The 13874-nt window shown below is 45.8% G+C and carries 10 protein-coding genes; 3 read left to right on the top strand and 7 right to left on the bottom strand.

What is annotated here, in order from left to right:
* Positions 1-52: 52 nt before the first annotated feature.
* Positions 53-685 (top strand): cAMP-activated global transcriptional regulator CRP, encoded by a 633-nt coding sequence (crp, locus tag LYZ37_RS01055; protein ID WP_004410522.1) that lies wholly within the window; start codon positions 53-55, stop codon positions 683-685.
* A 203-nt stretch (positions 686-888) separates the two neighbouring features.
* On the opposite strand, the gene LYZ37_RS01050 is transcribed toward crp, so the two are convergent.
* From LYZ37_RS01050 to LYZ37_RS01020, 7 genes are all read right to left on the bottom strand, one after another.
* Positions 889-1680: a DUF1338 domain-containing protein gene (locus LYZ37_RS01050; RefSeq protein WP_272786153.1), complete on the bottom strand. Its 792-nt coding sequence runs from the start codon at positions 1678-1680 to the stop codon at positions 889-891.
* Between the two features lie 183 nt (positions 1681-1863).
* Positions 1864-3321, bottom strand: a complete 1458-nt coding sequence (astD, locus tag LYZ37_RS01045) for a succinylglutamate-semialdehyde dehydrogenase (protein ID WP_272786152.1) — start codon at positions 3319-3321, stop codon at positions 1864-1866.
* 35 nt (positions 3322-3356) lie between these two features.
* On the bottom strand, positions 3357-4376 hold the full coding sequence (gene astA / locus LYZ37_RS01040) for an arginine N-succinyltransferase (protein WP_272786151.1): 1020 nt from the start codon (positions 4374-4376) through the stop codon (positions 3357-3359).
* 198 nt (positions 4377-4574) lie between these two features.
* Positions 4575-5789: an aspartate aminotransferase family protein gene (locus tag LYZ37_RS01035; protein ID WP_004745848.1), complete on the bottom strand. Its 1215-nt coding sequence runs from the start codon at positions 5787-5789 to the stop codon at positions 4575-4577.
* Positions 5790-6191: 402 nt separating this feature from the next.
* Positions 6192-6779, bottom strand: coding sequence for an aminodeoxychorismate/anthranilate synthase component II (locus LYZ37_RS01030; RefSeq protein ID WP_272786150.1), 588 nt, complete (start codon positions 6777-6779; stop codon positions 6192-6194).
* Positions 6780-6917: 138 nt separating this feature from the next.
* The gene (locus tag LYZ37_RS01025) at positions 6918-9515 is read right to left on the bottom strand and encodes an ExeM/NucH family extracellular endonuclease (protein WP_272786149.1); all 2598 of its coding nucleotides are present in this window, start codon (positions 9513-9515) and stop codon (positions 6918-6920) included.
* Between the two features lie 350 nt (positions 9516-9865).
* On the bottom strand, positions 9866-10381 hold the full coding sequence (locus LYZ37_RS01020) for an FxsA family protein (protein WP_004749081.1): 516 nt from the start codon (positions 10379-10381) through the stop codon (positions 9866-9868).
* A 317-nt stretch (positions 10382-10698) separates the two neighbouring features.
* Here LYZ37_RS01020 and aspA point away from each other — a divergent pair, with 317 nt between their 5' ends.
* Positions 10699-12150 carry an aspartate ammonia-lyase gene (gene aspA / locus LYZ37_RS01015; protein ID WP_004742783.1) on the top strand — a complete coding sequence of 484 codons (1452 nt, stop codon included), beginning with the start codon at positions 10699-10701 and terminating at the stop codon, positions 12148-12150.
* A 154-nt stretch (positions 12151-12304) separates the two neighbouring features.
* Positions 12305-13612 (top strand): anaerobic C4-dicarboxylate transporter, encoded by a 1308-nt coding sequence (locus tag LYZ37_RS01010; RefSeq protein ID WP_272786148.1) that lies wholly within the window; start codon positions 12305-12307, stop codon positions 13610-13612.
* The last annotated feature ends 262 nt before the right edge of the window (positions 13613-13874 follow it).

The following is a 13874-nucleotide window of genomic DNA, read 5'->3' as shown; positions in this document are numbered from 1 at the left end:
TAGCTAAAATATGGAAAGCGGCAAGCGTACCCTGCAGAGGAAGTGAGATATTATGGTTCTAGGTAAACCTCAAACCGACCCAACATTAGAGTGGTTTCTTTCACATTGTCATATTCATAAGTACCCTTCAAAAAGCACGCTAATTCACGCGGGCGAGAAAGCTGAAACTTTGTACTACATCGTAAAAGGTTCAGTAGCGGTTCTTATTAAAGACGAAGAAGGTAAGGAAATGATCCTTTCTTACCTAAACCAAGGTGACTTTATCGGTGAACTTGGTCTATTCGAAGAAGACCAAGAGCGTACAGCATGGGTTCGTGCTAAATCCCCTTGTGAAGTTGCGGAAATCTCATTTAAGAAATTCCGTCAGCTTATCCAAGTGAACCCAGATATCCTAATGCGCTTATCTGCGCAAATGGCAAGCCGCCTACAAGTGACTAGCCAAAAAGTAGGTGACCTAGCATTCCTAGACGTAACTGGCCGTATTGCTCAAACGCTACTAAACCTAGCGAAGCAACCAGATGCGATGACTCACCCAGATGGCATGCAGATTAAGATCACTCGTCAAGAAATCGGTCAAATCGTTGGCTGTTCTCGTGAGACAGTAGGTCGTATCTTGAAAATGCTAGAAGAGCAGAACCTAATTTCTGCACACGGTAAAACTATCGTGGTTTACGGTACTCGTTAATTTCGATTAACCGCTAAAATTTTAAAAGCCACCAATGGAGACATTGGTGGCTTTTTGTTTATATCGGATGCGAGAATCGAGAACGCTACGCTACGGAGCGGACTTCGTCCTTCGAGATAGAACACCTTTCCACATCCGAGATCAAACTCTCTCGAAGCGCAGCGTTCCCGCATCTCTAGGGCGCAGCCCGTTCTCAGCTCTTCCTAGCCGTTAGTACTCTCGAAGATCTTATCAGCAGAGGCAGCGACAAACCCTGGATAAAGTTCACCGTTGCTCATTGGGTATCGCTTAGCAAACTCGTAGAAACCACCCGGGATAATCTCTGTACCTTCCGTGAAGGTTACCGCTACTTTATCCGCCATCGTTGAAGATTGCTCTAGCAGCACATCAGGAGACCCCTTCACTTCGCCACCAAACTCATTGATGGTAAAGCCGGAATCGCGTAGGTGATCATTGACACCTTTCACTTCTTCAAAAGCGTTAAGCTGATTGACGCTAACCGTAAAGTGGTTGGCGCCATAACCATGTGCTGCCAGCCAAGAAGCGTACTCACTTTCTTTCGCTAACGTCTGGAAGTCAGAGAAGCTGATATCCCATAAACGACCGCCATACAAGAACTCATGACCTTTTAGCTTACTGGTGTCCAATTGCTCGACAAGCTTAGCGACAATAGTTTGTAGCTCGGCAGAACACTCTTCAACCTTCAGTTCACTGATAAACACTTTAGGCTGTTTTGGGTCTGGGTGTTCATAGTGTTTAGCAACAAGCTTCTTGCTTTCAAACACATAGTCACCGCACGGCTTGTAGCCTACGTCTAAGAATGGTTGTGCAAGGGTCGCAATGCCCAGAGGTTCTACATTGAAAGTGCGCAGAGCAATGTGGTCATTGATCAGCGCTTCGTCTTCTTGCAGAAGTTGGTGGACTTGTTCAGCAGAGGGACATAAGCGTTGAATATAGTCATTCCATAACTGTTGGAATAAAACATCTGGCGTCATAACGCCTCCTTGTAGGGGTGGTTTACGTAAATGGAGTATGAGTAATTATTTGTTTAATTATAAAAAAGGCCATCTAACCAAATGTGTCCAGAAAGTTTGATCAGATAGCCTTCAGCCTGTGACGTTTCAAATGCCTCCCGGCTCGGGGAGGCGAGAAGGGAATTCCCTAAAATTTATCGTTTTTTATAGTTCAACACCTGGGCTTAGCGTTGCAGGAAGAAGTGTTTCTCCTCCTTCCATCGAAGCCATAGGGTAAGCACAGTAATCTGCCGCGTAATAAGCACTTGGGCGTAAGTTACCTGACGCGCCCGGACCACCAAATGGCGCATCACCGCTTGCACCTGTTAACTGGCGATTGCGGTTTACGATACCAGCACGAATATGGTCAACAAAGTATTCCCACTCACCATCGTCAGTAGAAACTAAGCCTGCTGATAGACCAAAGCGAGTATCGTTGGCTAACTCAACCGCTTTCTCTAGACCTTGGTAACGTACCACTTGCAGTAGTGGGCCGAAGTACTCTTCATCTGGCAGCTCAGCAATTGCAGTGACATCAATAATGCCTGGTGTTACAAATGCAGCTTCTCCAGCTTTAGCTTCAATTAAGCTCTCGCCACCTAACTTTTGTAGATTTGCTTGAGCAGCAAGAATAAAGTCAGCAGCCGCTTTAGAGATCTGAGGGCCCATAAATGGTGCTGGCTCAGCAAATGGCTGATCGACACGAATCTTATTGGTTGCTTCCACTAGCTTGCTGACCAGTAAGTCACCTTTGTCACCAGCTGGAACATACAAACGGCGTGCACAAGTACAACGTTGGCCCGCGCTGATAAACGCTGATTGAATGATGGTGTAGACGGTCGCGTCCAACTCTCCGTAATTTTCAGAGATCACCATTGGGTTATTACCACCCATTTCTAGCGCCAGCATCTTGCCCGGTTGACCGGCAAACTGCTTATGCAGGATATGACCTGTATTCGCGCTGCCTGTGAACAACACGCCATCTAAGCCTTTAGAATCAGCCAGTGCGATACCAGTTTCTTTAGCGCCTTGCACTAGGTTGATCACCCCTTTCGGCAGACCAACTTGATCCCACAGTTTCATGGCAAACTCGCCGGTTAGCGGTGTTTGCTCTGACGGCTTAAATACCACAGTATTACCTGCCAGTAGCGCAGGTACGATGTGACCGTTTGGTAAATGCCCTGGGAAGTTGTATGGGCCAAACACCGCCATGACACCTAATGGGCGATGACGAAGGACGATTTGGTTACCTGCAGCTTCACGCTGAGCTTCACCAGTACGGTCATGGTAAGCTCGAATTGAAATCGCAATCTTACCTGCCATTGCCGCCGCTTCAGTGCGTGTTTCCCAAATTGGCTTACCGGTTTCTTTGGCGATGATTTCTGCGATTTGTTCGCTGTTCTCTTTTACCTTTTCAGCAAAAGCGAGAACGATCGCTTCACGCTCAGCAAAGCTTAATTTTTTCCAGCCAACGAATGCACTGCGTGCCGCTGATACCGCTTGCTCAACTTGCTGCGGTGTTGCGCTGTCGCCTTGCCAGATAACTTCGTTGTTGTATGGGCTTTGTGAGTTCATCGACTCACCTTGACCTGCAACCCATTCGCCAGCAATCCAATGTGTCATAGCTTGTTCCTTCACATTTTCCTTAATACAAAGCTCTATTGAGCCAACATGCGAACGAATTCGCCTTCGTTAACTTTGAGGGCATTCGCCACTTCAGGAGACAAAATCACTGACTCTGAAGCCTGATCGTAAGCCGCTTTCGCCGCAGTTGCGCGGAAGTCTTCAAACGACGTGTTTGAGATCAAGTAGTCTTGAGAACTGGTGTGTTCCGCGATAGTGACTTTTGCTCTAAATGAGTGACGAACTGACTCGATATTGCGTACATCACACTCAACCGTTGGGCCGCCATCAAAGATGTCGACGTAGTTACGACAAGTGAAACCTTCTTTTTCCAACAGGCGTAAAGCAGGTTTGGTGTTTTCATGTACTTGACCAATCACTTCTTGAGCCTCTTTGCTCAAGAGGTTGATGTAGATTGGCAGCTTAGGCATAAGGTCAGCAATAAAGCCTTTCTTGCCGATACCAGTGAGGTAATCAGCCATAGTGAAATCAATCGAGAAGAAATGCTCTTGTAGCCATTGCCAGAATGGTGAGTTACCTTCAGCATCAGAAACACCGCGCATCTCAGCAAAGACCGTTTTCGAAAATCTTTCAGGATGCTCCGCCATCATTAGAAAACGACACTTCGACATCAAGCGGCCATTCAAGCCCTGACGGAAAGAAGGTCTTAAGAACAGAGTACAAATTTCACTACAACCAGTGTAGTTGTTACCGAAAGTCAGTAGCTTAACCACGTTATTCACACCCAGTTTTGGCGATGAGTGAACAACCGTACTGATATGGTAAGAGTAAAAAGGCACATCCCAACCAATGGAAGCTTCAATCCCGGTACAACCAGCGACTTCGCCAGTCTCATTATCAAAGCCAACCATGAGATAGCCTTCATCACCCGGCTCGTTTACGTCCGGCTTAGTAAAGCTATATTCTGAATGGGTAATGCGATTGGTTAACAGTTCTTCGTTAACCGGTAGAGATGTAAATCCGTGACCCGATTCCACTGCGCATGTGTGCAGCGCATCGTAATCCGACATTGCGATAGGGCGAACAACCAGCATCAAAACTCCCTCCTGATGTAGTGAGCGCTAGTACTCATTGGTTATCGTTTTTTACTTTCACTTTTGTCATTCCCTACAGTGAGGAACGAACGTGATAGGGAATCTCTCAACACGATGCAAGAGATCCCCAACTCGGTCGTGCCTCCCTCTTGAGGATGACACTGTTTATATCGATATGAGTACTAGACTAGGTATTTCTTATTTAACTAGCGTCGCTAGAGCTTTATCTAGTCGCGCAAGTCCTTCGTTAATTTCTTCCGTGCTGATCACTAGTGATGGTGTGAAACGAACTACGTTTGCACCTGCCACTAGAACCATCAGACCTTCTTTACCTGCAGCGACTAACACATCACGTGCGCGGCCTTGCCACTCATCGTTAAGCGCAGCACCTAAAAGAAGGCCTTTGCCGCGAACTTCCGCGAACATGTTGTACTTATCATTCAGTTTAGCTAGGCCTTCACGGAACAGGGCTTCACGCTCTGCAACGCCAGCCAATGTTTCTGGTGCACTTACAACATCAACCACGGCTTCAGCAACCGCACACGCTAGAGGGTTACCACCGTAAGTCGAACCATGAGTGCCGACTTTCAAGTGCTTAGATAGCTCAGTAGTAGTTAGCATTGCGCCAATAGGGAAACCGCCACCTAGAGACTTAGCTGTGCTTAGGATATCTGGAGTTACACCCAGACCTTGATATGCGTAGAATTGACCAGTACGACCGTTACCTGTCTGCACTTCATCAAAAATCAGTAGGGCATTATGCTTGTCACATAGCTCACGAACTGTCTGAACAAATTCGTCAGTTGGAGAAATGATGCCGCCTTCGCCCTGAAGTGGTTCCATCATGATGGCACAAGTGCGATCTGAGATATGCTCACGAAGTGCTTCAACGTCATTGTATGGCAAGTGAGTGACATCACCTGGCTTAGGACCAAAACCATCAGAGTAAGCCGCTTGGCCACCAACAGTTACAGTAAAGAAAGTACGGCCATGGAAGCCTTGTTTAAAAGCGATGATTTCAGATTTTTCTGGGCCAAACTTATCAGCTGCATAACGACGCGCCAGTTTCAGAGCCGCTTCGTTTGCCTCAGCACCTGAGTTTGCAAAGAACACTTTCTCCGCAAAGCTGACTTCAGTAAGCTTTTTCGCTAGACGAAGCGCAGGTTCGTTAGTCATTACGTTACTTAAATGCCAAAGCTTTTGACCTTGTTCAGTTAACGCATTCACCATTGCAGGGTGACAATGACCTAGACAGCTCACGGCGATACCACCAGCAAAGTCGATGTATTCTTTACCTTGCTGATCCCAAACGCGAGCACCCTCGCCTTTTACTGGAATCATTTCCATTGGGTTATAACAAGGAACCATTACCTCATCAAACAAACCGCGTTCTACGTTATTTTCTACAGTCATTGCACATTCCCTCTTGATACCGCATGCATAGCGAATATGGTGTCCTTACTTCTATTCAATGAAATAAGATATTGTTTTGCTATTAAGCAATCACGGCATTGTATTTACATTTAATTAACCATTTCAATAGTGATTTATTCTTTTTAGTGCCCACTGCGGAGTCTGATAGTCACTACCTCTGAGTATTTATGCATCACGCTTCTACTTTTATGAAGCAATATATTCTTATAGCTAAGATAAGCTATGGTTAATCATAGTCCGGATAAGGGCTCTAGCGTAGGCGCAACAAACTCTGCGCATACTTTTTCACAAAATATCCGCACGCTGAATTATGAAGGAAATGTTAAAAATAGTGATCTGAGTCAGGCTTTAACCAGACAAAAGACGGTCAAAGAGAGCGTTTTAAAGTGGCTGGCGAGCCAAAAAGTTAGCGAGGATCTGGTGGCCTTGCTCTGTTTTAATCGACTCAGGATGGAACTGCACCGCATCAATCGGCAAGGTTTTGTGCTGGTAGCCCATGATCTCATCCATCGAGCCATCTTCAAGCTCTGTCCAGGCGGTAAGCTCAAAGCAATCAGGCAGAGAGTCGTTCTTAACCACAAGCGAGTGGTAACGCGTTACCGTCAGCGGATTATTGAGCGTGGAAAACACACTGCGATCATTGTGACGAATTGGGGACGTTTTGCCATGCATTACCTGACGAGCACGTACCACTTCTCCGCCAAACACCTGCGCAATCGCCTGATGGCCTAAGCAAACACCAAGAATCGGCAGCTTTCCCGCAAAATGCTCAATCGCACTTAACGAAATACCCGCTTCATTGGGCGTACAGGGCCCCGGAGAGATAACCAAATGGGTAGGATTCAGCGCATCTATCTCTTCAAGCGTGACTTCATCATTACGCACTACCTTAACCTCTGCGCCCAGCTCACAAAAATACTGGTACAGGTTGTAGGTAAAAGAGTCGTAATTATCGATGATTAACAGCATTACTCGGAGACTAGCGTTGATAAATTTCTTGGTTAGGGGCGGTATTGTGCAATACAGGGCAAGAAAGGCAAGAGCAAACGATAAAAATAAGGTCGGCTTTCACCGACCTTATTAGTTTACAGTACTTTTTGAGGGTTATTACTTACGACGACGCCATAGCGCTAGGCCGAACAGAGACATCATTGCGCCGAAGCCGAATGAACCGGCCATGTTTAGCTCTAGAACTGCTGGATCGTGGTCAGAAGAACGGAAGTGATCTTGGTACTTAGGTAGGTCACCTTTGTACTCATCGTTGTAATCGAACAACGTCGATTCGCCGCCATTGATATGCCAGTCTGTTGCATCAACAAAGTGCTTCTCTAGACTTGGGCTGATCAATAGGTGGTCAAGTGCGCCCACTTCATCATTGAATGAGTAGCTCCAGCTGTTTGGATGCGCTTTTGCTACGGCATTGATGTAGCCGTAGTTGTGATTAATCACTGCACCGTCATCACCGTACTGCACTTCACCGCCGATGTATGTATTACGTGCCGCTTTGATTGTCTTACCGTACTTCTCTTGGCTGTAATCCGTCAGAACAAGCATTGGGTCTTCCATGCCGTACGAGTTCATATCACCCAAGATAACTTTGTGACCTTTAATCTCTTTCAGTGCATCACCCAGTGCCACTGCCGCTGCAACGCGGAAGTTTTCACATGAGCCTTGCTTGTCTAGGTCTTGACCACCCTGACCGCCTTGCTCAACCGGTGCTGCATCTTCCCAACACTTAGAACCTTTTGATTTGAAGTGGTTAATCGCCACTGTGATCTTCTCTTTGGTCCCTTTCACCTTAAAGGTTGGTGCTAGAGAATCACGCTGGTAGTTCTTACCGTCTTCAATCACTTTGCCGTTTTCATCCACTACTTCAGGCGCTTGCTGACTTGGCATTGCGATAACACGAGACTCTTTTAGCTTAACCACTTTAGGACGGTAGATAACGCCTGTTGTGATAACGTCGGTGCCGATGTAGTCATTTTCGTCCGTCACTTTGTCGCCATTGCTGTCGATAGCGACGATGTCGTAACGATCTTTCTTGTTTTCAATGCGTGCGTTTAGCTGGTCAACAAGCTGACGAATCGCACCGCTTTCACCAAAGCCGTTGTTCTCGATTTCCATCAGGCCAATGATGTCAGCATCTAGACGTAGAATCGCATTAACGATCTTCGCTTGCTGTACTTCAAATTCTTCAAAGTTGTTCGCGCCACGGTTGTTACCATGTGGGTTCGTGTCACCACCAAACGGCGAGTTGAAGTAGTTCAAGACGTTGAAAGTCGCAATACGTAGGTCGCCTTCTTTCATATCAATATCTTGAGTACGTGGGTCGTTACGTACGAAGCTTTCACTAGTTAGCGTGTTGGTAGGGATTAGGCGGTAATCGCCGTAGCTGTAGGTGATCACACCTTCTAGGCCAACAATCGTATCGTCAACACGGATGTAATCTTCTGTTGAACCATCTTGGTCTGCGTCAGTGCGGCCAAAATCTGGGTAGTAAGGGATAGAGCCGTTTGGCGCTTTGGCATCAGATTCTACGTATAGACGACGCTCCGCGTTTTCGATGCTCTGCTGTTTCGCTTGCTCTGAACCCGCAGCAAAGTTTTGGTTTGGCTGCATGCTGATACGACCTTGCGCCAGTACCATGTTGTTACGACGCGCAGCGTAATCGTAGCCGAAAGTACGCGTCACACGCATATCGAGCGCTTCAGTTGTTCTGACTAGCATGCCTTCGTAACGCTCTAGCGTGCGATCGAAGTTTTTATCTGTTGGCAGGATCTCGATATCCGTTGCCGTTGGCGCTGCTTGTTCGCCTTGCTTAACCCAGTTGTTGTTTTCTGTCTTTAGCTGAGTGTGGTTGTAGTATTCTTGAACTTTACCTTTCACACACACCACATCGCCCGGCTTTAGCTCTGAGCTAGACTGGTTAGTGTGAACGAACAAACCTTCTGATGTTTGTGGGTTGTAGTCATCAGTTAGTGCTTGTAGGTAGAAACCTTTGGTTAGGCCTGTAGTTACTGCACTAACCACACCTTTAACAAAGAAGTCTTCGTCTGTGATGTAAGGGTAGCCATTAATAAATGGAGAGGTATCGCCTTCACCCTGGATTTCTTGAATAGAAGTAAAGGTTGGCGCTGCGCCATCTTGAGTACAAGCGAATGGCTCTGGAGCTGTGCCACCATCCAACGTGCCTAACCCTACAATGCTATCTTTCGGCAGTGAAGACCACTGTGCAGCATTATGCGCTGTAGAAGGTGTCATCGCATCTGAGTTGCGAACTAAAGTGGTGTCTTTTGCAAAGTCAGAGCCACCCATTTCACCCAGCAGATCATGCACACTGCCATCTTTCAGCAGTGCCATTGGGTCATTACCGTTGAAACCCGTTACTGAGCCATTAAGGATGTCCGCAACCGCTTTAATGTCGTCGCTGGCGCTAGTATGAGCAACAACCAGTACGCTTTTCGCTGCTAGCACTTGGCCGTTGAGTGACAGCTTGCTGCCCCACTCACCATTGCCATTGGTTGATTTGGCTAGCTCATAGCCATCAAGAGAGACAGAAGCATCACCTGTGTTAGCAATCTCGATTGCTTTGTTGTTGCTGCCACCTTCTACATACTGAGAAATAATAATGTCTGCCATTGCTGGAGAAGACAGAGCACCTGCTACCACTGCTGCAAGTAGCGTTGGGGTTAGTTTTTGTTTCATGTTATCCACCATGCATCGCTTTCAATGTTGCTCCACAACGAGAAAGCGTGTTCCAAATCACTTTTTTCGTGACTACTTTTTAATAAATCATGTCCAGTGTTGATGTTTTTTATGAAACTAAAAATTACATTCAGTGACAGTGAGATTTCGATCTCATAGGCATGATGAATAATTGAAGCGTCGTCAAATTTTCAACACATGGTGGTAACAGAAGTTTCAACTTTGAGACGAGGAGGTTGAATTATTTAAGTTTTTGCTAATAAATAGAGTAACTACTTTAGAGATATTCAGCGTTAGACAGAAACAAAAAAGGCGCTGTGAGAGCGCCTTTGGAAAGAGAGTTAAACGGATTAGTTTAGTCGGTTTTGGTCATCATCATCTTTGCGCTCAAACTCCCCTTCGAAAGTCGAGCCTTGCTTAGAGTCCCCTTTGTGGAAAGGACCTTGTTCAAATGGGTTCTGACCAAACTGCTCACCATGAAAACCACCTTGGAATCCACCACCCACTGATTTCACCACCATTTTGCTCATCAAGTACTTAGCGATAACCGCCCTAGGAGCAGGAAGTAGAACCAGCATACCGAATGCATCGGTCATAAAACCTGGGGTAAGAAGCAGCACGCCGGCAACCGCCAACATCACGCCTTCAAAGATCTGCTGAGCAGGTAACTCTCCCTGCTGAAGGCGATTTTGCACTGACATCAATGTTTGCAGCCCTTGGCTACGAACTAACGAGGCACCAACAAATGCGGTGATCAGTACCAAGCCGATGGTAGGCCACAAACCCAGAAAACCACCGACTTGAATAAATAGGCCTATTTCAATAATAGGAACGAAGATAAACAGCAATAATAAGATAGGAAACACACGCCCTCCTTTGTTGGGTTCAGTGTACGTGTTCCACGGTTTTAGCTCAAATTGAAGCTGTAAAAAATCATGATAAAACACTCAATAAAACCCTACCACTAAAGGGTTATTAATAACCTATTCATATCTTACAAAACTTTAACTCAACAAAAGCAAAAAAGGTGATCCACTTACTATTTTTATACCGCAGGTACAGTATCATGTGCCACATAAGTCAGGACGGATTATACAGCCAAAAATTCTGTCGAATGGATTCTTAGACTACAGATTGGCTATAAAGCAACTTTATTATCAGAATAAATATCTAAGGATCCTGTATGGCTACCCTAACTGAAACCTCTCAAGTGGCTAACCAAGCAACCCGTATCGAAGAAGACTTACTCGGCGAGCGCCACGTACCGGCTGACGCTTACTACGGCATTCATACTCTTCGCGCGATTGAAAACTTCAATATCTCTAACATGACCATCTCTGACGTACCTGAATTTGTACGCGGTATGGTGATGACAAAGAAAGCCGCTGCACTAGCAAACAAAGAACTAGGTGTTATCCCTAAAGATGTTGCTAACTACATCATCGAAGCGTGTGATTTGATCCTTGAAACAGGTAAGTGCATGGATCAGTTCCCATCAGACGTATTCCAAGGTGGTGCGGGCACTTCAGTCAACATGAACACCAATGAAGTGATTGCTAACGTTGCTCTTGAACTAATGGGCAAAGAGAAAGGTCAGTACGACATCGTTAACCCGAACGATCACGTAAACAAGAGCCAATCAACAAACTGTGCATACCCAACGGGCTTCCGTATCGCGGTATATAACAGCGTAGCAAAACTGATTGAAGCGATTGAATACCTAAAAGGTGCCTTTGAGCTTAAGAGCCAAGAGTTTAAAGATGTATTGAAGATGGGTCGTACTCAGCTTCAAGACGCAGTGCCAATGACAGTCGGTCAAGAGTTCCATGCTTGGGCAGTCACTCTAAACGAAGAAATTCGTGCACTTGAGTACACATCAAAACTACTACTAGAAATCAACCTAGGTGCAACAGCAATTGGCACAGGCCTAAACGCTGCGCAAGGTTACCAAGCATCAGCTGTGAAACACCTAGCGGAAGTAACAGGTCTAGAAGTGGTTCCTGCAGAAGACTTGATCGAAGCAACGTCTGACTGTGGTGCATACGTAATGACGCACGGCGCACTAAAACGTCTAGCGGTTAAACTGTCTAAGATCTGTAACGACCTACGTCTGCTTTCATCTGGTCCTCGTTCAGGTTTGAACGAACTGAACCTGCCTGAGCTTCAAGCAGGCTCGTCAATCATGCCAGCGAAAGTAAACCCAGTAGTTCCAGAAGTAGTTAACCAAGTTTGTTTCAAAGTGCTAGGTAACGACAACACTATCTCGTTTGCAGCAGAAGGCGGTCAGCTTCAGCTTAACGTGATGGAACCTGTGATTGCTCAAAGCATGTTTGAGTCAATCTCAATCCTATCCAACGCATGTGTCAACCTGCGTGACAAGTGTATCGATGGCATCACAGTCAACAAAGAGACGTGTGAAAGCTATGTATACAACTCTATTGGTATCGTGACTTACCTAAACCCTTACATCGGCCACCACGAAGGTGACATCGTCGGTAAGATCTGTGCAGAAACAGGTAAGAGTGTTCGCGAAGTCGTGCTTGAGCGCGGTCTACTAACCGAAGAAGAGCTTGATGAGATTCTTTGTGTTGAAAACTTTATGCACCCAACGTATAAAGCGAAGCGCTACGAATAATCGCAGTAAGAAAGGGCTCTTCGGAGCCCTTTTTTGGCACTCAATACGGTTAACCACAGTTTTATCAAGGTCTCTCTTCATTCCTATTATCTAACCATTTAGACGCTGAGTCGTTAGATAATCAGAATCAAAATAAACTTTATGAGGTATCAATATGGTGGCAGTCGAACTCTTTGTCGTTCTGCTCTTTATCTATTTAGGAGCAAGAATTGGTGGTATTGGCATTGGTTTAGCAGGTGGTGCAGGTGTTATCGCACTTTCTTTGGTACTTGGTGTACCCACTAGCCAAGCTTTTATTCCAGTAGACGTTATTCTTATCATTATGTCGGTCATTACCGCGATCGCAGCCATGCAGGTTGCTGGCGGCATGGACTGGTTAGTACAAGTGGCTGAAAACTTTTTGCGTAAACACCCTGAGCGCATCACCTTTTATGCGCCGATTGTGACTTTCTTAATGACGCTAATGGCAGGAACAGGACACACTGCATTCTCAACTCTGCCTGTTATCGCTGAAGTAGCAAAAGGCCAAGGGGTTCGCCCATCTCGCCCACTGTCTATTGCAGTTGTTGCTTCACAAATTGCTATTACCGCTTCACCAATTTCAGCGGCTGTTGTTGCGTTTGCAGCAATGCTAGCACCTATGGGGGTTGATTACCTAACCCTGTTAGCGGTATGTATTCCAACCACTTTCATCGCATGTATGATTGGTGCATTCGTTGCTAACTTTATGGGCAGCGAGCTTAAAGATGACCCTATCTATCAAGAGCGTCTGGAAAAAGGCTTAATCAAGCTAGCAACTGAAAAGCAGCGTGAAATTCTACCTACAGCAAAAACTGCAACTTACATCTTCCTTGCCGCGATCGGTTTTGTTGTTTGCTACGCAGCAGCAATTTCCGGCTCGATTGGCCTTATCAAGGATCCGGCGCTAGGCCGAAATGAAGCGATCATGACAGTGATGCTGGCAGCAGCGGCAGCTATCGTTCTCGTGACTAAGATTGATGCGTCTAAGATCCCTTCAGCGGCAACCTTCCGCTCAGGTATGACAGCATGTGTTTGTGTACTTGGTGTTGCTTGGCTTGGTTCAACCTTTGTTAACGCACACGTAGACGGCATTAAAGAAGTGGCGGGGGCACTGCTTTCAGATTACCCATGGATGCTAGCTATGGTGCTGTTCTTTGCTTCAATGCTACTTTACTCACAAGGGGCAACAACCGTAGCACTAATGCCAGCAGCACTGGCTATTGGTGTCGCGCCTCTAACAGCGGTTGCATCTTTCGCAGCAGTAAGTGCGCTGTTCGTACTGCCTACCTACCCAACACTGCTTGCAGCAGTAGAAATGGACGATACAGGCTCGACACGTATCGGTAAGTACGTCTTCAACCATCCGTTCTTTATTCCAGGTGTGGTGACGATTGCTTCTGCAGTGGCACTAGGCTTTACATTTGGTGGTTTATTTATCTAAATAACCTTATTGTTTAAAGGGAGCTTCGGCTCCCTTTTTTATTTTATATAGTGTAAAAAATCTTGGCTCACATTTTATTTTTGACTTTAATCAATAAAGTGTTCAAAAACTCTTTATGCATTTTAATCCCAACGTTTGAATAAAATTCCCGTCAAATTTAAACCATTGCCATTTCACCTGATTACTCCTCATCTCATCCTATTTTTCTAGAATATTAATCCACCCTTTTCAAACAATTAATCGAGTAATTTTTTTCACTTAA

Source organism: Vibrio tubiashii (assembly GCF_028551255.1).
Taxonomy (GTDB): Bacteria; Pseudomonadota; Gammaproteobacteria; order Enterobacterales; family Vibrionaceae; genus Vibrio; species Vibrio tubiashii_B.
Note: the sequence above shows the minus strand (reverse complement) of the source record. Positions and strands in the feature narration are given on the sequence as shown.